We start from the raw sequence: 25,533 nt of genomic DNA, 5'->3' as shown, positions 1-25,533 counted from the left end.
GCTTATTTGGTCCCGAAAATGCGGTCGCCGGCGTCGCCCAGGCCGGGAACGATGTAAGCGTGGTCGTTCAGGTGGGAATCCAGCGAGGCGCAGAAAATCTTCACGTTCGGGTGCGATTTCTGGAACACTTCAATGCCTTCCGGCGCTGCAACGAGGGCCAGGAAGATGATCTGGTCGTCGCTTACGCCGCGCTTTTTCAGCACGTCAACGGCATGCACGGCGGAATTGCCGGTCGCCACCATCGGGTCGCACAGGATGAAGGTGCGGTCGACCAGGTCCGGCAGGCGTACCAAGTACTCAACCGGCTGGTGGGTTTCCGGGTCGCGGAACACGCCGATGTGGCCGACGCGGGCCGATGGCACCAGGTTCAGCAGGCCGTCGCTCATGCCTACGCCTGCGCGCAGGATGGGCACCACGGCCAGTTTGCGGCCGGCGATCACGGGCGCCTGGATGGTTTCCAGCGGGGTTTCAATTTCGCGCGTGGTCAGCGGCAGGTCACGGGTGATTTCGTAACCCATCAGCAGGGTGATTTCTTTCAGCAGTTCGCGGAAGGTGCGCGTGGACGTTGCCTTGTCGCGCATATGGCTCAGCTTATGCTGGATCAGCGGGTGGTCAGTGATGAACAGGTTGGGGAAGCGTGGGTCTTGTTTCATAAATTGAGCGTTATATTCGGTTTATTCCGCGCATTATCCCAGCCTCAGGCGTTTTCCACCAGCGCACGCTGCAGGATGGCTTCGCAGTTGGTTCCGTCCGGCAACCGGCCATAGGCGCCGCCAGGTTCACGCGCCAGGCGGGTGGCGACGAAGGCCGAACTGACGAAGGCGGGCGCGTGGCGCAGCAGCAGGCCTGCCTGCACGGCCAGGACGATGCGTTCGGCCAGTTGGCGGGCGCCGAATTCATCCTGGCTTGCGCTGGGCAGGTCGGCCAGCAGCTGGCTGGTGAAGCGCACGTAATCCGGATCGGCATGGCTGCCCTCCCCCAGTTCGGCGGCCAGCACTTCCTTCGCCTGGCCCGATTTCGACAGGGCGCGCAGCAAATCAAGGCACATCACGTTGCCTGAACCTTCCCAGATCGAATTGACGGGCAATTCGCGGTACAGGCGGGCCAGTGAACTTTCCTCGACGTAGCCGCTGCCGCCCAGGACTTCCATCGCTTCGGCGCCAAAGCCGGGCCCCCGTTTGCAGATCCAGTACTTGCCTGCTGGCGTCAGCAGGCGTGCCAGCAGCGCTTCGGCCGGGTTGTCCATATGGTCGAAACAGCGCGCCAGGCGCATGGCAAAGACCGTGGCCGCTTCGGATTCCAGCGCCAGGTCGGCCAGCACATTTTGCATCAGCGGCTGCTCGGCCAATGGCTTGCCGAACGCGCTGCGGCGGCGGGCGTGGTGCAGCACCTGCGTCAGCGCGGCGCGCATGATGCCGGCGGTGCCCAGCACGCAATCGAGGCGGGTGTGGGTACCCATTTCAAGGATGGTCGGAATGCCGCGGCCCAGCGGGCCAAGCAGCCAGCCGTAGGCGCCGGTGAATTCCACTTCGGAGGAGGCATTCGATTTGTTGCCGAGCTTTTGTTTCAGGCGCTGCACGCGCACCTGGTTGCGCGTTCCGCCTGGCAGGAAGCGCGGCACCAGGAAGCAGCTCAGGCCCGCGGCGCCGGCTTGCGCCAGCACCAGGTGGGCATCGCATTGCGGCGCGGAGAAGAACCATTTGTGGCCGGTCAGGCGGTACACGGCTTCGCCGTCATCGCCGAACAGTTCGCGCGCTTCGCCAGGCGCCACCAGTTCTGCCTGGGTGGTGTTGGCGCGCAGGTCGGAACCGCCCTGCTTTTCCGTCATGCCCATGCCGATCAGGGCGCCGCGCTTCTCTTCAATCGGCAGCGGGCTCGGATCGTATATTCGCGACAGGATCTTGGGCAGCCAGCGCGCTGCCAGGCCGGGACTTTGGCGCAGTGCCGGCACGCTGGCATAGGTCATGGTAACCGGGCATTGCGATCCGTTTTCCACTTGCCCGAACAGGATGTAGCGCGCGGCCCGCGCTACTTGCGCGCCGTGGTGCGGGTGCTTGCCTTCCCATGGCGAAGCGTGGGCGCCGGCGGCGATCATCTGTTCCATCAGCTTGTGCCAGGCGGGGTGGAATTCGATTTCGTCGATGCGCCGTCCACCGCGGTCGAAATTGTTCAGCACGGGAGGGTGTTCGTTCGCTTGCCGCGCCAGTTCCTGCATCTCGGCGGTGCCCAGTTCGGCGCCCAGTTCCATCAGCGATGCGGTGGCAAAAGCGCCGCCTTCGCGTTCGAGCGCTTCGCGCAATGCGGTGTCGCAGGTGAACAGGTTGACGTTGACGAAAGGCGATACCTGGTTGAAGACCTCGTGCGTGTCGAAACGGTTCATGGCGCTCTCCAAAGGTGCTCGTTATCGCAGAGGCTAGCGCAAACTTTCAGGAGTAGCAAGATAACCGTGAAAAGGAAATATTGCTTAATAAAGCATCAAACTTCTTCTGTTTTCATTTAAAACTGATCTCGGGCAACAAATTTCCTAAAAACATGGGCTAATGTTGCTCTTTTTCATGTGAAACATGAGCTTTAAGTGATACATTTCTCTCTGGTCACGACCCGAAGAGAAAGAATCGAGCGCAACAATGCTTTCCAGCTCCACAACAGTGCCCCTATCAACGTCACACCATGAGGCAAACCTCCTGCTCGAGGAAGCGGGTGATGTTGTGTTCCGGCTGAACTTGATGGGGCAAATTCTCTTCGCCAGCCAGCGCGCTGCCAATTTATTGCGTAACGGGCAGGAAATGGAAGGCCAGCCTTTCCTCGCCTATATCAGCGACCTGGACCATGCGACGCTCAAGTCGGCCCTGTCCGAATCGGTCCAGGGCCGCGGCGCCCACCGCGCCGAAATCCGCCTCAAAACTCCCGAACAGGAAGTCTGGTTTGAACTGCGCGTGAGCAGCTACGCCACGAGCGGCAAGGCTTACGAGTTGCTGGTGGTCGGGCGCGACATGACGGCGCAGCATGCAACCGAAGAACGCTTGCGCCACATGGCCACCCACGATGGCCTGACCGAACTGCCGAACCGCCTGCTGCTGTCTGACCGCCTGCGCATGACCATCGCCCAGGCACGCCGCTCCGGCCAGGGCTTTGCCGTGGCTACCATCGGCCTGGACAGCTTCAAGAAAGTGAACGATGGCCTGGGCCATCCGGTTGGCGACGCCGTGCTGAAAATGGCTGCGGCGCGCCTGCGCAAGACCCTGCGCGACAGCGACACCCTGGCGCGCGTCGGCGGCGATGAATTCGTTGCGGTACTGCCGGGCACGTACAACGAGGCGCAGATCAAGCTGGTCACCGGCCGGCTGCTTGCCACGCTGCAGTCGCCATTCGAAGTGGAGCAGCATACGATTTACGTCAGCGCTTCGCTCGGCGTCTCGGTCTATCCCGAGCACGCGGAAGACGAAGTGCGCCTGGTGGCCCTGGCCGATGCCGCCATGTCGCGCGCCAAGGAAACGGGCAAGGCGCGCTGCGTGGTCTACAGCCAGCGCCAGAGCGGACCACCGGAGCACGATATTTCGCTGGAAGCGGCCATGTTCCAGGCTGTGCGCGAAGGCGAATTCCTGCTGTATTACCAGCCTATCGTCAATTCCGGCACGCGCGAAATCGAGGGCTTCGAAACCCTGATGCGCTGGAAGCACCCTACCCTGGGCATGGTGCCGCCGGGCCGCTTCATTCCCATCGCGGAAACCAATGGCTTGATCAACCTGCTCGGCGCCTGGGCCCTCAAGTCGGCCTGCGTGCAGCTGAAGCAGTTCCAGGAAGTGGCCAAACGGCCACTTTACATTTCTGTTAATATCAGCCCGCGACAGTTCCGCAACGATAAATTCCTCGATGTCCTCGACGACGCGCTGGCCTTCTCCGGCCTGCCGGGTGAACAATTAGTGCTGGAAATTACGGAAGGCACGCTGATGATCGATCCATCGCATGCCGAAATGATCCTGGCCAAAATGGCGGAGCGCCATGCCCGCATTGCGATCGACGATTTTGGCACCGGCTACTCTTCGCTGTCCTACCTGAAACGCTTCCCGATATCCGTGCTCAAGATCGACCGCACCTTCATCCGCGACCTGCCCGGCTCAGAAAAAGACGGCGCCATTTGCAACGCCGTGCTGGACTTGGCCAAACACCTTGATTTGTCGGTGGTGGCCGAAGGCGTGGAGACCGAAGAACAAATGCAATACGTTGAGCAGCGCGGCTGCCAGTACGTGCAGGGCTTCCTCACCGGACGGCCAATGGCGGCGCATACCGCGATGGCTGCGCTGAAAGAGCGTACCTACGCATCCCTCATGACCGAAGAAGTAAGGCAGGTGGCCCAATGAGCGCCCTGGGCGAACAGACCCTCTCCACCCTGTGGGAGCGCACGCGCATGCAGGGCGACATGCCGGGATTCGCCAAGGCGATTACCTCCATCCTCGGCGCCATGCGCGGCGAAGATGAAAAAGAATTCGATATGGCGCGCACCGTGCTGTCGGATCCGGTCCTGACGCAGAAGGTGCTGCGCCTGGCCAATAGCGGCATGTATTCCGCATTCGGCCAGCATATCAACACCGTCAGCAAGGCCGTTCTGGTGCTCGGTACCGAGGCGATCGGCCACCTGGCCCTGGGGCTGAAGCTGATCGAAGAACTGTCCGTGGTGTCGCCGGATTCGGGCCTGGCGCACATCGAAATGGAAAAAGCCGTCCTGGCAGGCATCGTGGCGCGTGAAGTTTCGGCCACGGCCGAGAACCGGCACGGCGAAGAAGCCGTGGTCTGCTCGATGCTGCAGACGCTGGGCCGCATGATGATCACCTTCTATATGCCTGAACGCTGGGCCGCCTTGCAGGACGCGGCCGGCGAAGGCAAGGAAGATGCCTCGGCAATCGACGTGCTGGGCATGTCGCTGCAGGATATCGGCCGTGCCGCAGCCATCCACTGGGGCCTGCCGAGCAACCTGCTGTCCGGCATGCGCACCATGGTGCCGCCAGCGGACGATGAACCGGCCGAACCACTGAGCCCGGAAGACTGGGTTGCCGGCGTCTCGACCATGTCCTGCATCTGCGCCGGCGCCCTGTGGCATGACAATGAGGAAGGCGCTGCCGAAGTGCGCCGCATCACGGCGCGCTATTCGAACATGATCGGCGTCAGCACCGACAGGCTGGCGCTCGCGATCGAACAAGCCAAGGTGGTGGCGGCAAGCGACCTGTCGATTGCGCCGCTGTCCAAGCCGGCCGAGCGCCGCGCCAAGGCGCTGGACCAGACCCGCCAGCGCGCCGCCGGCAACAATATCCTGCTCAGCGGCCTGTCCGATATGCGCGACTCGCTGGATACCGCCAGCCCGGGCCAGATGGTCTCGATCGCGCTGGAAACCGTGTTCAAGGGCCTGCAGTTCACCCGCGCCGTGGCCTTTGTGCGCAATCGCCGCGAAAACAAATACATGGCGCGCATGTGCCTGGGCGAAGGCGTGCGCGAGCACCTGCCTGCCATGCAGTTCCCGGATGCTTACGAGCCGAATGTCTTCCATGCTGCCTTGAGCAGCGACCGCGTGATCTTCATCGAGAATGCGGCCGATCCCAAATTCGCAGCCAAGCTGCCGGCATGGTGGCGCGATACCCTGAACGATGCGCGTAGCTTCGTGATCCTGCCGCTCTGCTCCAACGGCCAGCCGACCGGCTTCCTGTATGGCGATTGGGACGATTCCTTCCCGGTCATCCATCTCAGCCCGACCGAGTTCTCGCTGTTGAATGACATCCGTTCGCTGGTGATGAAAGCGGCCGAGCGCCGGCACCAGGTCGATAGCGTCAACCGCGCTGCCTGACGCTCAGCGCTGCCAGCGAAAGCTCAGCGCAGCTGCCACGGCGCCGGCCGCCACCAGTCCCGACGCAACGAAGTAAATGCATTGCGGCCCGGCGTTTTCCCAGACCCGGGTCAGCGCCAGGCTGCCGATGCTCGCACCGATGCCGTAAGAAATGCTGATGTACAGCGCCTGGCCGCGCGCCTGCAAGGCGCCGCCGAACCAGCGCTGCATGGTCTGCACCGAGGCCGAATGGTGCAGGGCAAATGTCGCCGCATGCATCACTTGCGCCAGCACCAGCAAGCCCAGCGAACGCGGGCCCGCGCCAATCAAGGCAAAGCGCAGCACGCCGAAGGCGAAGCAGGCGTACATCAGCCGCTTGGCGCCCCAGCGCTTGAACAGGGGCGCCTGGTAGTAGAAGCACAGTACTTCCGCCACCACACCGACCGACCACATCAGGCCGGTGACCGTCTTGCTGTAGCCCTGCCTTTCCAGATAGAGCGAATAGAAGGTGTACAGCGAGGCGTGGGCCGACACCATCAGTGCGGTGGAGGCGAAGAATGCCAGCACTTCCTTTTTGCGCAGCACCGACAGCAGCGCTGGCGGCTTGCCGGCGTGCGTCAGGCGCGGCACATCCTTCAGGCGGAAGGCAGCGGCCAGCACGAACACCAGCAATACGCCGCAGAACCAGACCAGGGCGCCCGTGCCTTGCCAGTCCATCAGGAAGGACGACAGCATGACCGTGACAATGAAGCCGATCGAACCCCACAGCCGAATGCGGCCGTAGTAGGTGAGGTCGCCGCGCATTTCCGACAGCATCAGCGCCTCGCACATCGGGCCTTGCGCGCTGGTGAACAGGTTGAGCAGGACCATCGCCGCAAAGAAGTGCGCGAAAGTGGAACCGAATACGAAACCGGAGAACGAGACCAGCGCCGCCATGCCGGTCAGGCGCAATACGAACACGCGCCGTTCGGAATGGTCAGCGACATAGCCCCAGACATTGGGGCCGAAGATCCGCAGCACCTGGATCAGCGACATCAGCACGCCGATCTGCGCTACCGACATCCCCCTGCCCTGGAAATACAGGCTGGCGTAGGTCGAGAAGGTGCCGGCGTAAGCGTAATAACAGAAGAGGAAAAGCGCGAACCCGAAAGCCTGGGCTGGCAACACGCTTACTGCGACGCTTTGCCGATATCCGGCGTGGAAACCTTGACGTCGCCGCACTGGGCGCGGTGCATCAGGGCGTGGTCCATCAGCACCAGTGCCAGCATTGCCTCCGCAATCGGGGTGGCGCGGATGCCGACGCAAGGATCGTGGCGGCCGAAGGTCTCAACCGACACCGGATTGCCTTCCTTGTCGATCGAGCGGCGCGGCGTGCGGATCGAGGAAGTCGGCTTGATGGCGATCGACACCGTGATGTCCTGGCCGGTCGAAATGCCGCCCAGGACGCCGCCGGCGTTATTGCCGACAAAGCCTTCCGGGGTCATTTCGTCGCCATGCTCGGAGCCGCGCTGCGACACGCTGTCGAAACCGGCGCCGATTTCGATGCCCTTCACCGCGTTGATGCCCATCATGGCATATGCGATGTCCGCATCCAGCTTGTCATAGATTGGCTGGCCCAGGCCGACCGGGACGTTGCGCGCGATCACGTCGATGCGGGCGCCGATCGAATCGCCATCCTTGCGCAGGCTGTCCATGTACTCTTCCATGCGCTCGATCAGGGCCGCGTCGGAAGTGGCGGCGAAGAACGGGTTGGACGGCACGTGTTCAAAACTTTCGAACGGCACTTCGATTTCGCCCAACTGGCTCATGCAGCCGGCGAACTCGGTACCGTACTTCTCCTTCAGCCACTTCTTGGCAATGGCCGCTGCGCCGACCACCGGCGCCGTCAGGCGAGCCGACGAACGGCCGCCGCCGCGCGGATCGCGCACGCCGTATTTGTGCCAGTAGGTGTAATCGGCGTGGCCCGGGCGGAAGCTCTCCGCGATATTGCCGTAATCCTTGCTGCGCTGGTCTTCGTTCTTGATCAGCAGTGCGATCGGGGTGCCGGTGGTCACGCCCTGGTACACGCCGGACAGGATCTGCACCGTGTCCGGTTCCTGGCGCTGCGTCACGTGTCGTGAAGTACCTGGCTTGCGGCGATCCAGCTCCGGCTGGATGTCCGCTTCCGACAGCACCAGGCCCGGTGGGCAGCCATCGATTACGCAGCCGATTGCAGGGCCATGGGATTCGCCAAAAGTGGTGACGGTGAACAGTTTGCCGAAGGAGTTGCCAGACATGATGGAGGAGATGTGTAGTTGCCGGGGAAACTCCCCATTCTAACCCGAGATGGTAAAACTCGCAGGAAGTAGCCATTTTGCCCACAACTTTGGCAAAACTAGCACACTGCTATTCGTTATCTTCCATGAAAGTGTTTTAATCGTCGTTCTCAGGAACAATTCGCTATATACTAAACTTGTAAGAACACCGAGACCCCTTGGAGAAGCGACACATGCCCCCTTCGATCACGGCGCCTGAGGGTAGCCACGACGATCAGGACGATCTGGTTTTCTTAGAAGAGCATACGGCTCAGCCAGCTCCCCCGGCACAGCGCAATGTCTGGCGCGTGATGATTATCGATGACGACGAAGACGTCCATTCGACGACCACGTTCGCCCTCGGTAACCTCGACATGCAGCACCGTCCCCTGGAGTTCGTGCACGCCTATTCCGCCGCCCAGGCGCGCGAGATGCTCAAGCATGAAGAGGAAATCGCCGTGATCCTGCTCGACGTCGTGATGGAGCAGGATGACGCAGGTTTGCATCTGGTACGCTATATCCGCGAGACCCTGAAGCTGGCTGACGTGCGCATCATCCTGCGCACCGGCCAACCTGGCTACGCGCCTGAAATCGATGCGATCCGCGATTTCGACATCAACGATTACAAGACCAAGTCCGAGCTGACGCGCATCAAGCTGTTCACGACCGTGACCGCCGCGATCCGCTCCTACGAACAAATCCGCAATATCAATGAAAGCCGGCGCGGCCTGGCGCGCATCGTCCATGCCAGCACGGAGCTGATGGCGCTGCATGGCGTGCAGAATTTCGCTTCCGGCGTGCTGTCCCAGATTGCCGAACTGCTGGACCAGGAGGCGCACGGCGTGCTGTGCGTGCAGGAATGCCCGGACGCCGGCTGCCACGAACTGGTGGTGATGGCCGCCACCGGCAGCCACCACAACCTGTCCAATACCCAGCTCACGGCGAAGGAAGATCCGCAGGTGCACAAGGCGCTGGAAGAATGCCTGGCCGCACGCCGCAATATCTACTGTGCCGACAGCATTGTGCTGCACTTTGCCGGCAAGGCAAGCCGCACCTTTGTCGCCTACATGGATGTGTCGCGGGCGCCGACGGCGCTCGAGCAAAGCCTGCTGGAAGTATTCTGCAGCAACGTCGCCGTGGGCCTGGACAACGTGGAGCTGGTATCGCACCTGCACACGGCAGCCTTCTACGACAACCTGTCCAAGCTGCCGAACCGTACCCGCCTGATCGAAATCCTCGACGCCACCCTGGCTGGCCCGGCCAAGGAAGACGCCACGCTTTGCCTGGTGGACCTGGACCACTTTGCCGAAACCAACGACGCCCTGGGCCACGAATTCGGCGACCTGCTGCTGTCCGCCGTCGCGGCCCGCTTGCAGAACAGCCTCGGCAAGCAATTGACGGTGGCGCGCATCGGCGGCGATATTTTCTGCGTGCTGGGCGATGCCGGCCAGGTCAATCCGGGCAATATCGTCGGCCTGTTCGCAGCGCCGTTCAGCATCGACGGCCAGGACGTGCAGCTATCGGCCACCCTCGGCCTGGTACGCCTGCTGGAACACGATGGCAGCGGCGCCGACGCATTGAAGGATGCCGATATCGCCTTGAAGCGCGCCAAGACACAGCAGCGCGCCGGCCACTTCTACTTCTCGCGCAGCATGGGTGTGGAGATCCGCGAACGCGTGCGCATGATGCACGCGCTGCGCACGGGCTTCAGCCAGAACCAGCTGTTCGTGGTCTACCAGCCGCAAGTCGATCTATCGACGCGCAAGCCGATGGGCGCCGAAGCGCTGCTGCGCTGGCAAACGCCGGACGGCAAGTTCGTCTCGCCCGACCGTTTCATTCCGATTGCAGAATATTCGGGCCTGATTATCGACCTGGGCGAATGGGTGATGCGCACCTCGATGCAGGAACTGGTGGCGCTGCGCGCGGCGGGACATACGGGATTCACCATGTCGATCAACGTATCGCAGGTACAGTTCCGCCATCCGCATTTCATGGAGACGCTGCGCAACGCCCTGCATGACACCGGCGCGCCGCCTGAATATGTGGAGCTGGAAATCACGGAATCGATGGCGATGGAAGAACCGGATATGCTGATCAAGATGCTGGCGCAGATCAAGCAGACCGGCGTGACCATCGCGATTGACGATTTTGGGACCGGCTTCTCTTCCCTCTCCTACCTGCAGCGCCTGCAGATCGACCGCCTGAAGATCGACCGCGCCTTCGTCACCGAGATCACCAACTCCGCGCGCGGCAGCAGCATTGCCGAAATGGTGGTGCAGTTGGGCCGCAACCTGGGCCTGGCGGTGATTGCGGAAGGGGTGGAAGACGAACGCCAGGCGCAAATCCTGCAAAACCTGGGTTGCCCGCTGGGCCAGGGCTTCCTGTTTGCCCGCCCGATGACCGGCGAGGCCTTGCTGGGATGGCTCAGCGACGACGCCCTGGCCGGCGTCGCGTAAATAAAAAAAAGGGGACGTACCCCTTTTTTGTTGTTCAAAAAAAGGGGTACGTCCCCTTTTTTTCGCCCTTGTTATTTCAGCCTTCGGACTTCTCTTCTTCCTCGGCCGGCCAATCACGGATATAGGCCTTCAGCATGCGGTTTTCGAAGCTTTGCGCTTCCAGCACGGCGCGCGCCACGTCGTAGAACGAGATCACGCCCAGCAGAGTTTTGGCGTTCATCACCGGCAGGTAGCGCGCGTGCTTTTCCAGCATGATGCGGCGCACTTCGTTGACCTCGGTGTCCGGGGTCACGGTGATCGGGTGGTCGTCCATGTGCTTGCGCACGGTGCCGCCGCCGACCGAACCCTGGTTCGCATGCAGCGCCTTGAGCACTTCGCGGAAGGTCAGCATGCCGACCAGGTCACCGTATTCCATCACCACCAGGGAGCCGATATCTTTTTCGGCCATGGTGTTCGCCGCTTCGACCAGCGGCTGGTCCGGAGTGATCGTGTAGAGGATGTTCCCTTTGACTTGGAGGATTTCAGATACTTTCATTTTGGGCCGTCCTGTCCGGTGGTGATTATGGTTTTATTGTAAGCCTTACCATCGAATTTAGCGTATGCCAAGCGAAAAATCCAGTTCCGGATTAATCAAAACGCAACAGTATTCACAAGCTAAATAACACGATAGCATGTCAGGCATGACAACACCAAATTATCCTGGGTTCGATACCCTCGCCCTGCACGCGGGCGCCACGCCAGATCCGGCCACCGGCAGCCGCGCCACCCCGATCCATTTCACGTCATCGTTCGCTTTCCGCGATTCCGACCATGCGGCGGCCCTGTTCAATATGGAACGGGCCGGCCATGTGTATTCGCGCATCTCCAACCCGACCAATGCGGTGCTGGAGGAGCGCATGGCGGCGCTGGAAGGCGGCGTTGCGGGAATTGCTACCGCCAGCGGACAGGCGGCCATGCACCTCGGCCTGGCGACCATTGCCGGCGCCGGTTCGCATATTGTCGCTTCGCGCGCGCTGTACGGCGGCTCGCATAACCTGCTCGGCTATACCCTGAAGCGCTTCGGCATCGACACCACCTTCGTCGACCCGCGCGACCTGGATGCCTGGCGCGCGGCGATCCGGCCCAATACCAAGGTCCTGTTTGGGGAAACGCTGGGTAATCCCGGCCTCGATGTGCTGGACATCCCCAATGTGGCGGCCATCGCACACGAAGCGCACCTGCCCCTGATGGTCGATTCGACCTTCACCACCCCTTACCTGCTGCGACCAATCGAGCACGGCGCCGACCTGGTGTTCCATTCGGCCACCAAATTCCTGTGCGGGCACGGCACGGCCATCGGCGGCGTGCTGGTCGATGGCGGCACTTTCGACTGGCAGGCCGCCTACGCGGCTACGGGGCGTTTTGCCGAGCTTTGCGAGCCGTATGACGGCTTCCACGGCATGGTCTTCGCCGAAGAGTCCAGCGTGGCGGCATTTGCCCTGCGCGCGCGGCGCGAAGGCTTGCGCGACTTCGGCGCGGCCATGAGCCCGCACAATGCATTCGCCATCCTGCAGGGCGTGGAAACACTGGCAGTGCGCATGGACCGCCATGTGGCCAATACGCGCCGCGTTGCCGAATTCCTGCTGGCCAATCCCGCGGTTGAATCGGTGACCTACCCTGAGCTGGACTCGCATCCCGACCGTGTGCTGGCAGCCCGCCTGCTGCCGAAAGGCGCAGGCGCCGTGCTGTCGTTCACGCTGAAGGGCGACCGCGCTGCAGGCAAGCGTTTTGTCGACAGCCTGAAAGTATTCTCGCACCTTGCCAACGTGGGCGATGCGCGCTCGCTGGTGATCCACCCCGCTTCCACCACGCACTTCCGCGTTCCCGCCGACCAGCTGGCCGCATCCGGCATCGCCGAAGGCACCATGCGCCTCTCAGTCGGACTGGAGGATGCCGGCGACTTGCTGGAAGACCTGGCGCGCGGGCTCAAAGCCTCGCAGAAAGGGGCTTGAACATGATGTTTGGCGATTCGTACTGCTACACGGGCGGGAAAACCTTCGACCCGGCGTTGCCGACCGTTGTCATGATCCACGGCGCGCAGAATGACCATTCGGTCTGGGCGCTGCAATCGCGCTACCTGGCGCATCACGGCTTTGGCGTGCTGGCGCTTGACTTGCCGGGCCATGGCCGCAGCCGTGGCCCGGCTTTGCGCAGCGTCGGGGAAATCGCGGACTGGCTGCTTGGCCTGCTCGACGCTGCCGGCGTGACATCCGCCGCCCTGGTCGGGCACAGCATGGGCGCCCTGATCGCGCTGGAGACCGCGCACCGCGCGCCGGAGCGCATCACGCGTCTGGCGCTGCTTGGCGCGACCTATCCGATGAAGGTTTCCGATACGCTGCTCGACGCGGCGTTGAACGCGGAAGGCGATGCAATCGACATGGTCACCATCTGGTCGCACAGTTCGTATGCACAGAAGCCGTCATTCCCGGGACCGGGCTTTTATGCCAGTGGCATGACCAAGCACCTGATGGAGCGCATCTCGGCGCAGGGCGAGCCGCAGCTGTTCCATACGGATTTCACCGCCTGCAACAGCTATGCAAACGGCGATTCGGCGGCGGCCAGCGTGCGCTGTCCAGTGCAGTTCATCTTCGGCAGCAAGGACATGATGACGCCCCCGCGCAGCACCAAGGCGCTGCTGGCGGCTCTGCCGGGTGCGCGCACGGTGACGGTGGATGCCGGCCACCAGATGATGGCCGAGCAGCCGGATGCGGTACTGGATGCGCTGTTAGCCTTCCTGCGCTGAAGGTTCGCCGAAATGCTCGCCTAGCGTGACGCCAAGGCCGGATTCCACGGCGGTTTCCACCTGGCGCGCCAGGACGGCGGCGTCGCGGCTGGCCTGGATATCGGCTTCATTGTCGGAATCGGCCACGACGCCCGCATTCAGCGCCATGCCGCCAAAGACGAACAGGCGGTACACATCCGCCATGGTGACTTTGTGGACGTTGGCAAGCAGCACCCAGTTATCCGCGCCTTCGCTGACCCGCTTGCCGAACTGCACCCGCGGCGGCGGAGCGATCTTGACCTTGGCCACCCAGCCGGGCACCAGCATCTTCTCGAGCAAGGCATCCATTTCATCGAAGCCGAGCCGGGTGCGGCCACGCATTTCAGCCGAACTGACGGCTGCGTTATCGCCGCGCTCCCGCGCTTCGTGCAGCACCTTCAGCACTGCCATCGCATCGACAAATTCGCCGCCCGGCACCGCTTCGTGCCACCAGCGCTCATATTTCACCACCGGCAGCGCGGCCGTCAGCAAGGCCCCCAGCAGGGTAATCAGCCAGGACACGTAAATCCACAGCAGGAACAGCGGCAAGGCCGCCAGCGCGCCGTAAATCTTCGAATAGGTCGGCACCTGGGTGATAAACACCGCAAACCCGCGCTTGGCCAATTCAAAGGCCACCGCCGCCAGGGCGCCGCCGCAAATGGCATCGCGCCAGTCCACCATGCGGTTCGGCACCGAGATATAGAGGAAAGTGAAGCCCAGTGTCGTCAGCAGTACCGACAGCAAGGTATAGAAAATCGGGCCGGTCACCGAGCCTACCAGGCCGCTGGTGACGTCGAACAGGTGGGTCGACAGGCTGATCGACACGCCCACCAGCAAAGGGCCGAGCGTAATCAAGGCCCAATACACCATCACCCGCCGCACCAGGCGCCGCTCGGCCTTGACGCGCCAGATACGGTTGAAGGCGCGCTCGATCATGCTCAGCATCGTGACGGACGTGAGCACCAGCGTCACCGCGCCGACCGCCGACAGCCGCGTCGCCTTGGAGGCGAACGTGGTCAGGTAGCCGAGGATGGTGCTGGAGATCGCCTTCGGCATCACGCTCTTGATGAAATACGCTTCCAGCGCGGTGCGGAAGGTGTTGAACATCGGGAAAGTGGTGAAAATCGCCAGCGCGATGGTCAGCACTGGCACCAGCGCAAACACGGTGGTGAAGGTCAGGCCGCCGGCCACTTGCGGCAGGCTTTCCTCGCGCAGGCGCCGGCGGCCAAACTGGACCAGGTCGCGCAGTTCGCTCCAGGACAGCGCGCGCAATTCAGCCACGCCCTTGGTGCAGGCGCGGGCAACGTTGGAATAGAGGGACTTGAAAACCATTGGTAAAGCTATTTGATCATGCTATTTAATAAAGGGTCATATAATAGCAACGATGAACAGAAACAACCTTACAATTCTTATTTTGTACTATTCAAGGCATGGTTCCGTACGCAAGTTGGCGGAATTGGTGGCCCAGGGTGTGGAATCGGTCCCGGGCTGCGACGCCCGCCTGCGCACCGTGCCTGCGGTATCCACCGTGGCGGAAGCAACCGCGCCGGAAGTACCATTGGATGGCGCGCCTTATGTTGAACTGCAGGACCTGGAGGATTGCGACGGCCTGGCGCTGGGCTCCCCCACCCGCTTCGGCAATATGGCTGCGGCCATGAAATATTTTTGGGATGGGACGTCGGCGCAATGGCTGTCCGGCACCCTGTCCGGCAAGCCGGCCTGCGTCTTCACCTCGACCGGCAGCCAGCACGGCGGCCAGGAGTCAACGCTGCTGACCATGATGGTGCCCCTGCTGCACCATGGGATGATGGTGATGGGCCTGCCCTACACCCATCCTGAACTGATGACGACGACCAGCGGCGGCTCGCCTTATGGCGCTACCCACTGGTCGGGACTGGACGGCAAGAAGCCGTTCACGGAAGATGAAAAACGCCTGGCAGTCGCACTGGGACGCCGGCTGGCCGAAGCGGCCGTCAAGCTGCGGGGATAAGCAAAATGAACAGCACTAAACACAAGATCTTCCATTGGGGCGCCATCGGCAGCCTGGCCTTGCTCATCATCTGGTGCGTGGCCTGGGAAATGTGGATTGCGCCGCTCAAACCCGGCGGTTCATGGGCGGTCCTGAAGGCGGTGCCGCTGCTGTTCCCGCTGCTGGGCGTCATCAAGCGCGATATCTACACCTTGCAGTGGACCTCGATGATGATCCTGATCTATTTCATCGAAGGCGTGGTGCGGGCCTATGCCGACAAGGTCACGCCCTGGCTGGGCTGGGGTGAAGCCGCCATTGTCGTGGTCTACTTCCTGTGCGCGATCCTGTACGTGCAGCCATATAAGAAGGCCGCCAAACAGGCGGCCCGCGAATTGCTGGAAAAGGTCAACACCAGCAAGACCAAGTAATGATGGATACCGCTGCATTTCTCGACGCTTGCCGCGCCTTGCTCGGCGAGGCGAATACCATTTCGGATGAAGCGGCCATGGCGCCCTACCTGCGCGACTGGCGCGGGCGTTTCACTGGCCGCGCTTTGGCAGTACTGCGCCCGGCGGATACCGGACAAGTTGCGGCTATCGTGAAGCTGTGCGCCGAGGCGCGCATTCCCATCGTCCCGCAAGGCGGCAATACCGGCCTGGTTCTGGGCAGCGTTCCCGATGCGAGCGGGCGCGCGGTGGTGCTGTCGCTGGCGCGCATGCAGAAGGTGCGGCAGGTCGATCCCGTCAACCGCACCATGACCGTGGATGCAGGCGTGATCCTGCAGCGTGCCCAGCAGGCGGCGGCTGAACAGGGCTGCCTGTTCCCTCTCTCGCTGGCTGCGGAAGGCAGCTGCACCATCGGCGGCAACCTGTCCACCAATGCCGGCGGCACCGGCGTGCTCCGTTACGGCAATACCCGTGAACTGTGCCTGGGGCTGGAAGTCGTGACGCCGCAAGGCGAGGTCTGGTCGGGATTGCGCGGCCTGCGCAAGGACAATACCGGCTACGATCTGCGCGACCTGTTCATCGGGGCGGAAGGTACGCTGGGCATCATCACCGCGGCCGTGCTCAAGCTGTATCCGCAGCCCAAGGCGTCCGTCACGGCGCTGGCCGCGCTGGAATCGCCCCATGCTGCCTTGCGGCTGCTGTCGATATTGCAGGACCATTGCGGCGCCAGCCTGACCGGCTTCGAGCTGATGTCGGCATTCTGCCTGCAACTGGTGGCCAGGCATTTCCCTGCCCTGCCGCAGCCGCTGGCCGGACGACATGCGCAATACGCTCTGCTCGAGCTTTCCAGCAGCGAATCGGAATCGCATGCCGCCGCATTGCTGGAACGCGCCCTGGGCGTGGCGCTTGGCGAAGGGGTGGCGCAGGATGCGGTGGTCGCCAGCTCCGCCGCGCAGTCGCGCGGCCTGTGGCACTTGCGCGAGCACATTCCACTGGCGCAGGCGGCCGACGGCAAGAACATCAAGCACGACATCTCGCTGCCGGTGTCGTCGATTGCCGAATTCATCGCGGGCACCGAACCGAAGCTGCAGGCGGCCTTCCCCGGCTGCCAGCTGGTGTGCTTTGGCCACCTGGGCGATGGCAACCTGCATTTCAACGTCGCGCCGCCGCCCGGCGTGGCAAACGAAGAATTCCTGCACAGCCAGGAGGCGGTCAACCGCGTGGTGCACGACGCGGTGGCGGCATTCGGCGGCTCAATTTCGGCCGAACACGGGATCGGCGCCCTGAAGCGCGATGAACTGGCGCGGTACAAATCACCGGTCGAGCTGAACCTGATGCGGGCCATCAAGAACGCATTGGACCCTTTGGGCCTGATGAACCCGGGAAAAATCCTATGAAACCCCTGCCCTTGCTGCTGTTGGCGCTTGCCCTTCCTGCAGGGGCGCAAACCATGTACAAATGCACCGTCGACGGAAAGGTGAGCTATTCCCAGCAGCCTTGCGACAAAGGCGTCGCCAGCACCGTCGCGGTGCCGCCGGCGCCGCCGCCGGACCTGGCCGCTGCGGCAGACCTGAAGCGGCAGGAACGCGAGGCCGACAAGCTCACGACCGAACGCCGCAAGCGCGAAGCCCGCGAAGAGCGTGAAGAACGCACTGCGGCACGCGCGGCCGCGACGCAGCACAAGAAATGCAAGAAGCTGCAGTTGCAACAGAAATGGGCCGAGGAAGATGCGCGGGGCGCCACGCTGCAAAACACCGAGCGCGCCAGGTTGAAGGCTAAACGCGCGGCAGATATGGCCCATCTGGAATGTGGCGCCTGACGCGCTGGCTGGCCGCCGGCGAATGGCGTTCGCACCCGGTGCGGGCCCTGACGGCGATCGCCGCCATCGCGATCGGTGTGGCAATGGGCTTTGCGATACACCTTGTCAACGCGGCCGCGCTCAACGAATTTTCTACTGCGATCAGCAGCCTGTCCGGCCAGGCGGATATCCAGGTGAGCGGCACGGAAGCCACATTCGACGAATCGGTTTATCCCACGCTGGCACGGCTGCCGGAAGTCGCGGTCGCATCTCCCGTACTCGAATTCGATGCCTCTCTGCCTGGAGCCCGGCAGGCGCTGAAGATTATTGGCCTGGACGTCTTCCGTGCCGGCTTCATCACGCCTGACCTGATCGGTGCGCCCGAGGAAGACCTTCCTTACGACACGCTGGCTGACGACGCGATTTTCCTGTCGCCGGCGGCCATGCACTGGCTGGAGGCGCGGCCCGGCAGCGAGCTTCGCCTGCAGGCGGGCAGCAAGATTGCGGTGCTGAGGGTGGCCGGCTCGCTACAGCGGGCCCGCGTCGGCCAACGCTTTGCCGTGATGGATATAGCAGCAGCGCAGTGGCAGTTCCAGCGCCTCGGCAAGCTGTCCCGCGTCGATCTGAAATTGCGCGACGGGATTGATCGCCGGGCTTTCGAAAGTTCGCTGGCGGCGCGGCTCGAAAGCGCCTACCCCGGCCGATTCCGCGTCGGCCAGCCAAATGATGCGAACCAGGAGGGCCGCAATGCGAACCTGAGCCGGGCCTATCGCGTCAACCTGAGCGTGCTGGCGCTGGTGGCGCTGTTCACCGGCGCCTTCCTGGTTTTTTCTTCGCAGGCCCTTTCCGTACTGCGCCGGCGTGGCGAATTCGCATTGCTGCGCGTGCTCGGCCTGGAACGGCGCCAGTTGATCCGGCAAGTGCTGCTTGAAGGCGCGCTGCTGGGCACTGTCGGTTCCGCGCTTGGCGTGGCGGGAGGTTATGCGTTGGCGGCCGCTGTGCTGCGGCTGTTTGGGGGCGACCTGGGTGCCGGTTATTTTTCCGGCGTCCAGCCTACCGTGCAGTGGGCGCCGGGTGCTGCCCTGGCTTATTTTGCGCTCGGGCTGGGCGTTGCCCTGCTGGGCGGGCTGGCGCCGGCGCTCGATGCGGCGCGCGCACGGCCTGCCGTAGCGCTCAAGTCAGGCACCGATGAAACGGCACTGCGGCCGCTGGCGCGTTCCTGGCCGGGCCTGGCCTGCCTCGCCGCGGCGGGCGCGCTGGCGTTCGCGCCGCCGGTATTCGAATTGCCGCTGTTCGGCTATCTGTCGATCGCACTCCTGCTGGTCGGCGCGATTGCACTGATGCCGCGCCTGGCAGGCATGGCGTTCCAGCTCCTGGCGGCGCGCGCCACACCGGAGGGCGCCCTGCCAAGGCCCGTGCCTGCATTGGCGCTGGCGCGGCTGGCCAATGCGTCCGGCCAGGCCGGCATCGCGCTGGGCGGGGTGCTGGCCAGTTTCAGCCTGATGGTGGCGATGGCCATTATGGTCGCCAGCTTCCGCTCCTCGGTTGACGAATGGGTGCTGCGCATCCTGCCGGCCGACGTCTATATACGCAGCGCTTCGGCAGGCGCCACCGGCGGCCTCACGCCTGCCGAACAGGATGCCATCAGCGCCTTGCCGGGTATCGCCCGCATCGAATTCCTGCGCGTTCGTTCCGTTTCGCTGGAGGCCGACCGGCCGAACGTCGCCGTCCTGGCGCGCGACGTGGATTCGGCCGATCCCGGCCGCGCAATGGTCCTGGTCGGGGATCCGGCGGCCGCCGCCGCAGCCGGCGCCGACAGCCTGCCCCCGGCTTGGGCCTCCGAAGCGATGGCCGACTTGTATGGCGCCAGGCCCGGTGGCACGCTGCGCCTGCCCCTGCAAGGGAAACAGAGGGAATTTCGCGTGGCCGGCGTCTGGCGCGATTATGCCCGTGCGGGCGGCGCCGTCATCGTGCGCCGTTCGGATTACATCGCCATGACCGGCGACAGGGATGCGGGCGACGCAGCCATCTGGCTGGCAAAAGGCAGCAGTACCGCGCAGTTGCAGGAAACCGTCCGCAAACTCCCGTTCGGCGAACTGCTCGAAACCAGCATCCCATCCGAAATCCGCAACCTGACGCTGAAAATCTTCGACCGCAGCTTTGCAGTTACCTACCTGCTGGAAGCCATCGCCATCGTCATCGGCCTGTTCGGCGTGGCCGCGACCTTTTCGGCGCAGACCCTGGCTCGCAGCCGGGAGTTCGGCATGCTGCGCCACGTCGGCGTCACGCGCCGCCAGATCCTCGCCATCCTGGCGCTCGAAGGCGGCGCCCTGACCACGCTCGGCATCGTGGCCGGGTTTGCACTGGGCTGGGTCATCAGCCTGGTGCTGGTCCACGTCATCAATCCGCAGTCGTTCCATTGGACCATGCAAATGCATTATCCCTGGCCCTTGCTTGCTACCGTCGCACTGGCCTTATTGATTTCGGCGGCCGCCACCGCGCTCGCCGCAGGCCGCCAGGCGCTGTCGGGAGGCCCGATACGGGCCGTGAGGGAGGATTGGTGATGCGCGCCCCGCTTTGCCTCCTGCTTGCGGCCCTCATCGCGCTGCCGCTGCAGGCAGCCGACTTCACGCCCGTCAAGCCCGGCGTAGCGCTGCAGTTTCCCCGGGATTTCGGCGCGCATCCCGGCTACAAAACCGAATGGTGGTACGCCACCGGCTGGATCGCAACGCCGGACGGCCGCCAGCTCGGCTACCAGGTCACCTTCTTCCGCGCCGCCACGGGCCATGGCCGCGCGAACCCGAGCCAGTTTGCGCCCACCGACGTCATCGTCGCCCACGCCGCGCTTTCCGACCCGGCTGTCGGCAAGCTGCTGCATGACCAGCGCACCGCCCGCGCCGGTTTTGGCCTGGCCGGCGCAGCCACCCAGGACACCGACGTCCAGCTGGATCGCTGGCGCATGCGGCGCGGCCCGGATGGCACTTACCAGGTCGACATCGCGGCGGCCGACTTCACGCTGGCGCTGCAGCTGCAGCCCACCCAGCCGGTCCTGCTGCAGGGCGACGCCGGCTTCTCGCGCAAAGGCCCCCAGCCCGAGCAGGCAAGTTATTACTATAGCAAGCCCCAGTTGCGCACCAGCGGCACCCTTGCACGGCGCGGCGCCGCCCCGCAGGCGGTTCAGGGCGTGACCTGGCTCGATCACGAATGGTCAAGCCAGGTGCTCGACCCGAATGCTGCGGGATGGGACTGGACCGGCATCAACCTGGCCGACGGCGGCGCTCTCATGGCATTCCAGATAAGGGACCGCCAAGGTGGTAAACTATGGGCCCACGCGACATGGCGCGATGCATCCGGTAAGATCACGCACTATTCGCAGGACCAGGTCAGTTTTACCCCGCAGGTGCGATGGCGTTCGCCGCGCACCCATGCCGAGTATCCCGTCGCCACCCTGATCAGCACCGGCACCGAACAGTGGCTGGCCAGCCCTTTGCAGCAGGACCAGGAGCTGGATTCGCGCCGTTCGACCGGCGCGGTGTATTGGGAAGGCGCGGTGACGGTCACGCGGGACGGCAAGCCGGCGGGACGCGGCTACCTGGAGTTGACGGGCTATGTCCGTCCGATGAAACTTTGAAGAAGAACGTAGAATACGCAATGAGCACCACCAACAACGGCCAGCCCGAAGCCCGAGAACTCAAAAAAGGCAGCCTGGCTGCCTTCAAGGGCCTGATGCCCTTTCTCAAGCCTTACCGCAACCGCTTCCTGATCGCGGGCATCGCCCTGATCGTGGCCGCCGGCTCCACGCTGGCTATCCCCTACGCCTTCAAGCAGATGATCGACCTGGGCTTCGGCGCCAACGCCGGCGTGCGCAGCGCGACGCACGTGAACCAGGTATTCCTGGCCCTGTTCGCGGTCGCTACCGTGCTGGCCCTGGCCACTGCAGCGCGCTTCTATAGCGTGTCCTGGCTCGGCGAGCGCGTCACCGCCGACATCCGCAATGCCGTATATTCGCATGTGGTGCAGCAAAGCCCGGAATTCTTCGAAACCACCAAGACCGGCGAGGTGCTGTCGCGCCTGACCACCGACACCACCCTGATCCAGAGCGTCGTCGGCACCAGCATCTCCATGGCCCTGCGCAATGTGCTGCTGTTCCTGGGCGGCCTGGTGATGCTGTTCGTGACCAGCCCCAAACTCACAGGCATCATCATCGGCCTGCTGGTACTGACCGTGCTGCCGATCGTGATCTTTGGCCGCCGCGTACGCAAGCTCTCGCGCGACTCGCAAGACCGCGTGGCCGACGCTTCGGCGATGGCCGGAGAAATCCTGAACGCCATGCCGACCGTGCAAGCCTTCACCCATGAAAAGCTGGAAGCGCAACGCTTCGGCGGCTCGGTGGAAGGCGCTTTCAGCACCGCCATGCGCCGCATCCAGGCACGCGCCTTCCTGACCATGCTCGCCATCGTGCTGGTGTTCGGCACCATCGTGTTCGTGCTGTGGCTTGGCGCACACGCTGTCCTCGAAGGCTCGATGACGGGCGGCGACCTGGGGCAGTTCATCCTCTACGCCTCCATTGTGGCGGGCGCAATCGGCGCCCTGTCCGAAGTGATGGGCGAGGCCCAGCGCGCAGCTGGCGCCACCGAGCGCCTGCTGGAATTGCTGGCAGTGCGTTCCGACATCCAGGATCCGGCGCAGCCGCAAGCCCTGCCGCCGCGCGCCGCCAATGGCGCCGCACTGAGCCTGGCCGACGTCTCCTTCAGCTACCCTTCGCGCCCGGATACCCTGGCGCTGGATCATGTCACGCTGGACGTCAAGCCCGGCGAAACCATCGCCGTGGTCGGCCCGTCGGGCGCCGGCAAGACCACCCTGTTCCAGATGCTGCTGCGCTTCTACGACCCGCAGTCGGGCGCCATCCGCCTCGACGGCACGGATATCCGCCTGCTCGACCTGCATACCCTGCGCGGCGCTGTCGGCATCGTGCCGCAGGACACGGTGATCTTTTCTGCCGACGCAATGGAAAACATCCGCTACGGCCGCGCCGACGCCACCGACCAGGAAGTCATCCAGGCAGCGCGCCTGGCGGCGGCCCACGAATTCATCGAGCGACTGCCGAATGGCTACAAATCCTTCCTCGGCGAGCGCGGCGTGCGCCTGTCCGGCGGCCAACGCCAGCGTATCGCCATCGCCCGCGCACTGCTGAAAAATCCCCCGCTGCTGCTGCTCGATGAAGCGACCAGCGCACTGGATGCCGAATCCGAACGCCTGGTGCAGGGGGCGCTGGAGGCGGCAATGGTGGGCCGCACCACCATCATCATCGCGCACCGCCTGGCAACCGTGCAGCGTGCCGACCGCATCATCGTCATGGAAGACGGCAGGATCGTTGAAACCGGCAACCACCAGTCGCTGGTGGCGCTGGGCGGCATCTACGCCAATCTGGCGGCGCTGCAATTCCATAACGTTCACGTGACCCATTGAGGCAGCCGTGACCGACGCTGAACTGCGCCAGAGCTGCCACACCGTACTCCCGGGCCACCGCCAGCCCTCGCCAGCCGAGACTTTTGCGGCCATGGCGCAGTGGTGCGAAGCCAACGGCGTCGCCCATGACGTGTATGGCGACGGGGAATTGATCCAGTCCTTCGAGCGTAAGGTCGCGAATCTGCTCGGCTTTGAGGCCGCCACCTTCTGCATCACCGGCACCATGACCCAGGTCACGGCGCTGCGCCTGGCCTGCATGGAGCGCGGCAGCCGCCTGGCCGCCCTGCACCCGACTGCGCACATTTTCAAGCACGAACGGAGCAACCACCAGCTGCTCGACCACTTTCAGGCGCTGCAACTGGGCGACCTGCACCGGCCTTTTACCCTGGCCGAACTGCAAGGCGTGCCGGACCGCTTGGGGGCCGTGTCGCTGGAACTGCCAGCGCGCGAGCTGGGCGGCCAGTCGCCCCAATGGGACGAGCTGCAGGCCATCAAGGCGCATTGCGCTGAACAAGGCATCCACCTGCATATGGATGGCGCCCGCTTGTGGGAAGCCGCTGCCGGCTATGGCCGGACGCCAGCCGAAGTCGCGGCGGGCTTCGACAGCGTCTATGTTTCGCTGTACAAAGGCATCGGCGGCCTTGGTGGCGCCATGCTGCTGGGCAGCCGGGCCTTCATCGCCCGCGCCCAGGAATGGTTCCGCCGCCAGGGCGGCAACGTCATCCACCGCACGCCATACGTGGTGGCGGCAGCGATGCAGTTCGACGAGCGGCTGGCCGCCATGCCTGACTATTTCCGCCGCACCCAGTGGCTGTACGAGGAACTGCGCAATTACCCGCAATTGCACGTCAACCCTGCGCAGCCGCATGCGAACATGCTGCACATCCACGCAGCGGTCGACCGCGACCGCCTGCTGCAGATCCGGAACGAGATCGCGGCAAAGCACGGCGTCTGGCTGCTGAACCGGGCCGCGCATGCGCAACTGCCCGGCGCCAGCTATACCGAATGGTATGTCGGCGATAACCTGCTGGCGCTGCCGGACGAAAATGTCCGCCACGCCCTGAAACTTTGGAGCGATGCACTATGAGTTTTGCCTCGCTGGATTTGATCGACGGCCTGCAGCGCACCCTCGACTCGATAGGCTACAAAACACCGACGCCGGTACAGAAACAGGCGATTCCCGCCGTGCTGGCGGGCCGCGACCTGCTGGCCGCGGCGCAAACCGGCACCGGCAAAACCGCCGCTTTCGCCCTGCCCTTGCTGCAGCGGCTGACGATGGAAGGCGACCAGGCGGCGCCGAACTGTATCCGTTGCCTGGTGCTGGTGCCGACCCGCGAACTGGCGGAACAGGTATACCAGAGCTTCCATACCTACGGATTCAATTTGCCGCTGCGCTCCGCCGTGGCTTATGGCGGCGTGCCGATGGATCCGCAACTGGCCAAGCTGCGCAAGGGGCTGGACGTTCTTGTAGCCACGCCCGGCCGCCTGCTCGACCTGCACCGTAAAGGCGCACTGGAATTCAGCCAGCTGCGGGCACTGGTGGTGGACGAGGCAGACCGCATGCTGGACCTGGGCTTCGCCGCCGACCTCGATTTGCTGTTTGGCGTGTTGCCTGCCGAGCGCCAGACCCTGCTCTTCTCGGCCACCATGCCGGACACCATCCGCGCGATGGCGCAGCAGCTGCTGCGCGATCCGCTCATGGTGCAGGCCAGCGCGCCGAATACTACGGCGCGTACCGTGCGCCAGATGGTCTTCACCACCGACAAGCGCAATAAGCCGGATTTGTTCCTGCACTTGATGCGCAAGGAAGGCTGGGGCCAGGTGCTGGTCTTCGTCAAGACGCGCAAGGGCGTCGAACAGCTGGTCGGCCTGCTGCAGGGTGAAGGCGTGTCCGCCGACTCGATCCATGGCGACAAGCCGCAGCCGGCCCGTATCAAAGCCTTGAAACGCTTCAAGGCAAATGACGTGCAAGTCTTGGTGGCGACGGACGTCGCTGCCCGTGGCCTGGATATCGAAGCGCTGCCGCTGGTTGTCAATTTCGACCTGCCGACCGTGGCGGAAGATTATATTCACCGCATTGGCCGCACCGGGCGCGCTGGCGCGGAAGGCGAAGCGATTTCCCTGGTGTGCGCTGACGAAGTCGACCTGCTGCGCGCCATCGAGAAGCTGACCGGCGCGGTGCTGCCGCGTGCGGAAGAAGCCGGCTTTGAGGCCGATCACCGCGTTCCGTCGACCGGCACACCGAGCATCGCGGCGCCCGCGCGTGCATCCGCCAAACCTGCACGTGGCGCAGCCAAGCCGCCCAAGGCGGTGCCGAAGCCGCCAGCCCGGGAACGGGACGATACCCCGCGCCCCGCCGGCGGCTTCGGAGGACTCAAGGAAGAAGTGCCACCGAAAGAGAAAGCACGCCAGCGCGGCCCGATCTACGGCGCCCGGCCCGGCAGCCCCGGCGCAGGCGCCGGCGGGTTGGCGCGAGGCGCCACGGG

At 63.9% G+C, this 25,533-nt stretch carries 20 protein-coding genes; 14 read left to right on the top strand and 6 right to left on the bottom strand.

The genetic code is table 11. The features are described from left to right. Positions 1-2: 2 nt before the first annotated feature. Together upp and GM658_RS18535 are read right to left on the bottom strand one after the other, a co-directional pair. Positions 3-653: a uracil phosphoribosyltransferase gene (gene upp / locus GM658_RS18540; protein ID WP_130314541.1), complete on the bottom strand. Its 651-nt coding sequence runs from the start codon at positions 651-653 to the stop codon at positions 3-5. 44 nt (positions 654-697) lie between these two features. Next, a complete protein-coding gene (locus tag GM658_RS18535; RefSeq protein WP_155455543.1) occupies positions 698-2,380 on the bottom strand; it encodes an isovaleryl-CoA dehydrogenase in 1,683 nt (560 codons plus the stop codon). Positions 2,381-2,726: 346 nt separating this feature from the next. Here GM658_RS18535 and GM658_RS18530 point away from each other — a divergent pair, with 346 nt between their 5' ends. After that, complete coding sequence (locus GM658_RS18530) at positions 2,727-4,361, top strand: putative bifunctional diguanylate cyclase/phosphodiesterase (protein ID WP_371865160.1); 1,635 nt, start codon at positions 2,727-2,729, stop codon at positions 4,359-4,361. Beyond that, positions 4,358-5,836 (top strand): HDOD domain-containing protein, encoded by a 1,479-nt coding sequence (locus GM658_RS18525; RefSeq protein WP_229416971.1) that lies wholly within the window; start codon positions 4,358-4,360, stop codon positions 5,834-5,836. Before GM658_RS18530 ends, GM658_RS18525 begins: the two co-directional genes overlap by 4 nt. 3 nt (positions 5,837-5,839) lie before the next feature. Here GM658_RS18525 and GM658_RS18520 read toward each other — a convergent pair whose 3' ends face one another. Together GM658_RS18520 and aroC are read right to left on the bottom strand one after the other, a co-directional pair. Continuing rightward, on the bottom strand, positions 5,840-6,982 hold the full coding sequence (locus GM658_RS18520; RefSeq protein WP_371865159.1) for an MFS transporter: 1,143 nt from the start codon (positions 6,980-6,982) through the stop codon (positions 5,840-5,842). A 2-nt stretch (positions 6,983-6,984) separates the two neighbouring features. After that, positions 6,985-8,091 carry a chorismate synthase gene (gene aroC, locus GM658_RS18515; RefSeq protein WP_155455541.1) on the bottom strand — a complete coding sequence of 369 codons (1,107 nt, stop codon included), beginning with the start codon at positions 8,089-8,091 and terminating at the stop codon, positions 6,985-6,987. A gap of 212 nt (positions 8,092-8,303) precedes the next feature. On the opposite strand from aroC, the gene GM658_RS18510 reads away from it, so the two are divergent. After that, positions 8,304-10,565, top strand: a complete 2,262-nt coding sequence (locus tag GM658_RS18510) for a GGDEF/EAL domain-containing response regulator (protein WP_155455540.1) — start codon at positions 8,304-8,306, stop codon at positions 10,563-10,565. Positions 10,566-10,641: 76 nt separating this feature from the next. Here GM658_RS18510 and GM658_RS18505 read toward each other — a convergent pair whose 3' ends face one another. Beyond that, positions 10,642-11,100, bottom strand: coding sequence for a CBS domain-containing protein (locus tag GM658_RS18505; protein WP_028102561.1), 459 nt, complete (start codon positions 11,098-11,100; stop codon positions 10,642-10,644). Positions 11,101-11,245: 145 nt separating this feature from the next. On the opposite strand from GM658_RS18505, the gene GM658_RS18500 reads away from it, so the two are divergent. Together GM658_RS18500 and GM658_RS18495 are read left to right on the top strand one after the other, a co-directional pair. Continuing rightward, entirely contained in the window at positions 11,246-12,556 is a 1,311-nt protein-coding gene (locus GM658_RS18500; protein WP_155455539.1) for an O-acetylhomoserine aminocarboxypropyltransferase, read from the top strand. 2 nt (positions 12,557-12,558) lie between these two features. Further along, positions 12,559-13,347 (top strand): alpha/beta fold hydrolase, encoded by a 789-nt coding sequence (locus GM658_RS18495; protein ID WP_155455641.1) that lies wholly within the window; start codon positions 12,559-12,561, stop codon positions 13,345-13,347. Here the strand turns inward: GM658_RS18495 and GM658_RS18490 are convergent. Beyond that, positions 13,330-14,697 carry a YihY family inner membrane protein gene (locus GM658_RS18490; protein ID WP_155455538.1) on the bottom strand — a complete coding sequence of 456 codons (1,368 nt, stop codon included), beginning with the start codon at positions 14,695-14,697 and terminating at the stop codon, positions 13,330-13,332. The genes GM658_RS18495 and GM658_RS18490 overlap by 18 nt on opposite strands. Positions 14,698-14,749: 52 nt before the next feature. On the opposite strand from GM658_RS18490, the gene wrbA reads away from it, so the two are divergent. The 9 genes from wrbA to GM658_RS18445 form a co-directional block, all read left to right on the top strand. Further along, a complete protein-coding gene (gene wrbA, locus GM658_RS18485) occupies positions 14,750-15,355 on the top strand; it encodes an NAD(P)H:quinone oxidoreductase (protein ID WP_155455537.1) in 606 nt (201 codons plus the stop codon). 5 nt (positions 15,356-15,360) lie between these two features. Beyond that, complete coding sequence (locus GM658_RS18480; RefSeq protein ID WP_155455536.1) at positions 15,361-15,762, top strand: DUF2069 domain-containing protein; 402 nt, start codon at positions 15,361-15,363, stop codon at positions 15,760-15,762. After that, a complete protein-coding gene (locus GM658_RS18475) occupies positions 15,762-17,177 on the top strand; it encodes an FAD-binding oxidoreductase (protein ID WP_155455535.1) in 1,416 nt (471 codons plus the stop codon). Before GM658_RS18480 ends, GM658_RS18475 begins: the two co-directional genes overlap by 1 nt. After that, positions 17,174-17,599, top strand: a complete 426-nt coding sequence (locus tag GM658_RS18470; RefSeq protein ID WP_155455534.1) for a DUF4124 domain-containing protein — start codon at positions 17,174-17,176, stop codon at positions 17,597-17,599. The genes GM658_RS18475 and GM658_RS18470 overlap by 4 nt, the downstream gene beginning before the upstream one ends. After that, positions 17,587-20,142, top strand: a complete 2,556-nt coding sequence (locus GM658_RS18465; protein WP_155455533.1) for an FtsX-like permease family protein — start codon at positions 17,587-17,589, stop codon at positions 20,140-20,142. Before GM658_RS18470 ends, GM658_RS18465 begins: the two co-directional genes overlap by 13 nt. Continuing rightward, the gene (locus tag GM658_RS18460; RefSeq protein WP_155455532.1) at positions 20,142-21,209 is read left to right on the top strand and encodes a lipocalin-like domain-containing protein; all 1,068 of its coding nucleotides are present in this window, start codon (positions 20,142-20,144) and stop codon (positions 21,207-21,209) included. The genes GM658_RS18465 and GM658_RS18460 overlap by 1 nt, the downstream gene beginning before the upstream one ends. 20 nt (positions 21,210-21,229) lie before the next feature. Beyond that, complete coding sequence (locus GM658_RS18455; protein WP_155455531.1) at positions 21,230-23,047, top strand: ABC transporter transmembrane domain-containing protein; 1,818 nt, start codon at positions 21,230-21,232, stop codon at positions 23,045-23,047. 7 nt (positions 23,048-23,054) lie between these two features. Continuing rightward, on the top strand, positions 23,055-24,134 hold the full coding sequence (locus GM658_RS18450; protein WP_371865157.1) for a threonine aldolase family protein: 1,080 nt from the start codon (positions 23,055-23,057) through the stop codon (positions 24,132-24,134). Continuing rightward, on the top strand, positions 24,131-25,533 hold a 1,403-nt coding region (locus tag GM658_RS18445; RefSeq protein WP_155455530.1), incomplete at its 3' end, for a DEAD/DEAH box helicase. The genes GM658_RS18450 and GM658_RS18445, both read left to right, overlap by 4 nt.

It is taken from the genome of Massilia eburnea (assembly GCF_009720745.1).
Classification (GTDB): domain Bacteria; phylum Pseudomonadota; class Gammaproteobacteria; order Burkholderiales; family Burkholderiaceae_D; genus Rugamonas; species Rugamonas eburnea.
Note: the sequence above shows the minus strand (reverse complement) of the source record. Positions and strands in the feature narration are given on the sequence as shown.

Excerpts from the sequence above, each read along its gene's own strand:
- GM658_RS18480 (WP_155455536.1), top strand. The coding sequence starts at position 15,361 with ATGAACAGCACTAAACACAAGATCTTCCATTGGGGCGCCATCGGCAGC.
- GM658_RS18455 (WP_155455531.1), top strand. The coding sequence starts at position 21,230 with ATGAGCACCACCAACAACGGCCAGCCCGAAGCCCGAGAACTCAAAAAA.
- GM658_RS18505 (WP_028102561.1), bottom strand. The coding sequence starts at position 11,100 with ATGAAAGTATCTGAAATCCTCCAAGTCAAAGGGAACATCCTCTACACG.
- GM658_RS18535 (WP_155455543.1), bottom strand. The coding sequence starts at position 2,380 with ATGAACCGTTTCGACACGCACGAGGTCTTCAACCAGGTATCGCCTTTC.
- GM658_RS18510 (WP_155455540.1), top strand. The coding sequence starts at position 8,304 with ATGCCCCCTTCGATCACGGCGCCTGAGGGTAGCCACGACGATCAGGAC.
- GM658_RS18465 (WP_155455533.1), top strand. The coding sequence starts at position 17,587 with ATGTGGCGCCTGACGCGCTGGCTGGCCGCCGGCGAATGGCGTTCGCAC.
- GM658_RS18475 (WP_155455535.1), top strand. The coding sequence starts at position 15,762 with ATGATGGATACCGCTGCATTTCTCGACGCTTGCCGCGCCTTGCTCGGC.
- GM658_RS18490 (WP_155455538.1), bottom strand. The coding sequence starts at position 14,697 with ATGGTTTTCAAGTCCCTCTATTCCAACGTTGCCCGCGCCTGCACCAAG.
- GM658_RS18500 (WP_155455539.1), top strand. The coding sequence starts at position 11,246 with ATGACAACACCAAATTATCCTGGGTTCGATACCCTCGCCCTGCACGCG.
- aroC (WP_155455541.1), bottom strand. The coding sequence starts at position 8,091 with ATGTCTGGCAACTCCTTCGGCAAACTGTTCACCGTCACCACTTTTGGC.
- upp (WP_130314541.1), bottom strand. The coding sequence starts at position 653 with ATGAAACAAGACCCACGCTTCCCCAACCTGTTCATCACTGACCACCCG.
- GM658_RS18470 (WP_155455534.1), top strand. The coding sequence starts at position 17,174 with ATGAAACCCCTGCCCTTGCTGCTGTTGGCGCTTGCCCTTCCTGCAGGG.
- GM658_RS18530 (WP_371865160.1), top strand. The coding sequence starts at position 2,727 with ATGGGGCAAATTCTCTTCGCCAGCCAGCGCGCTGCCAATTTATTGCGT.
- GM658_RS18525 (WP_229416971.1), top strand. The coding sequence starts at position 4,358 with ATGAGCGCCCTGGGCGAACAGACCCTCTCCACCCTGTGGGAGCGCACG.
- GM658_RS18495 (WP_155455641.1), top strand. The coding sequence starts at position 12,559 with ATGATGTTTGGCGATTCGTACTGCTACACGGGCGGGAAAACCTTCGAC.
- GM658_RS18460 (WP_155455532.1), top strand. The coding sequence starts at position 20,142 with ATGCGCGCCCCGCTTTGCCTCCTGCTTGCGGCCCTCATCGCGCTGCCG.
- wrbA (WP_155455537.1), top strand. The coding sequence starts at position 14,750 with ATGAACAGAAACAACCTTACAATTCTTATTTTGTACTATTCAAGGCAT.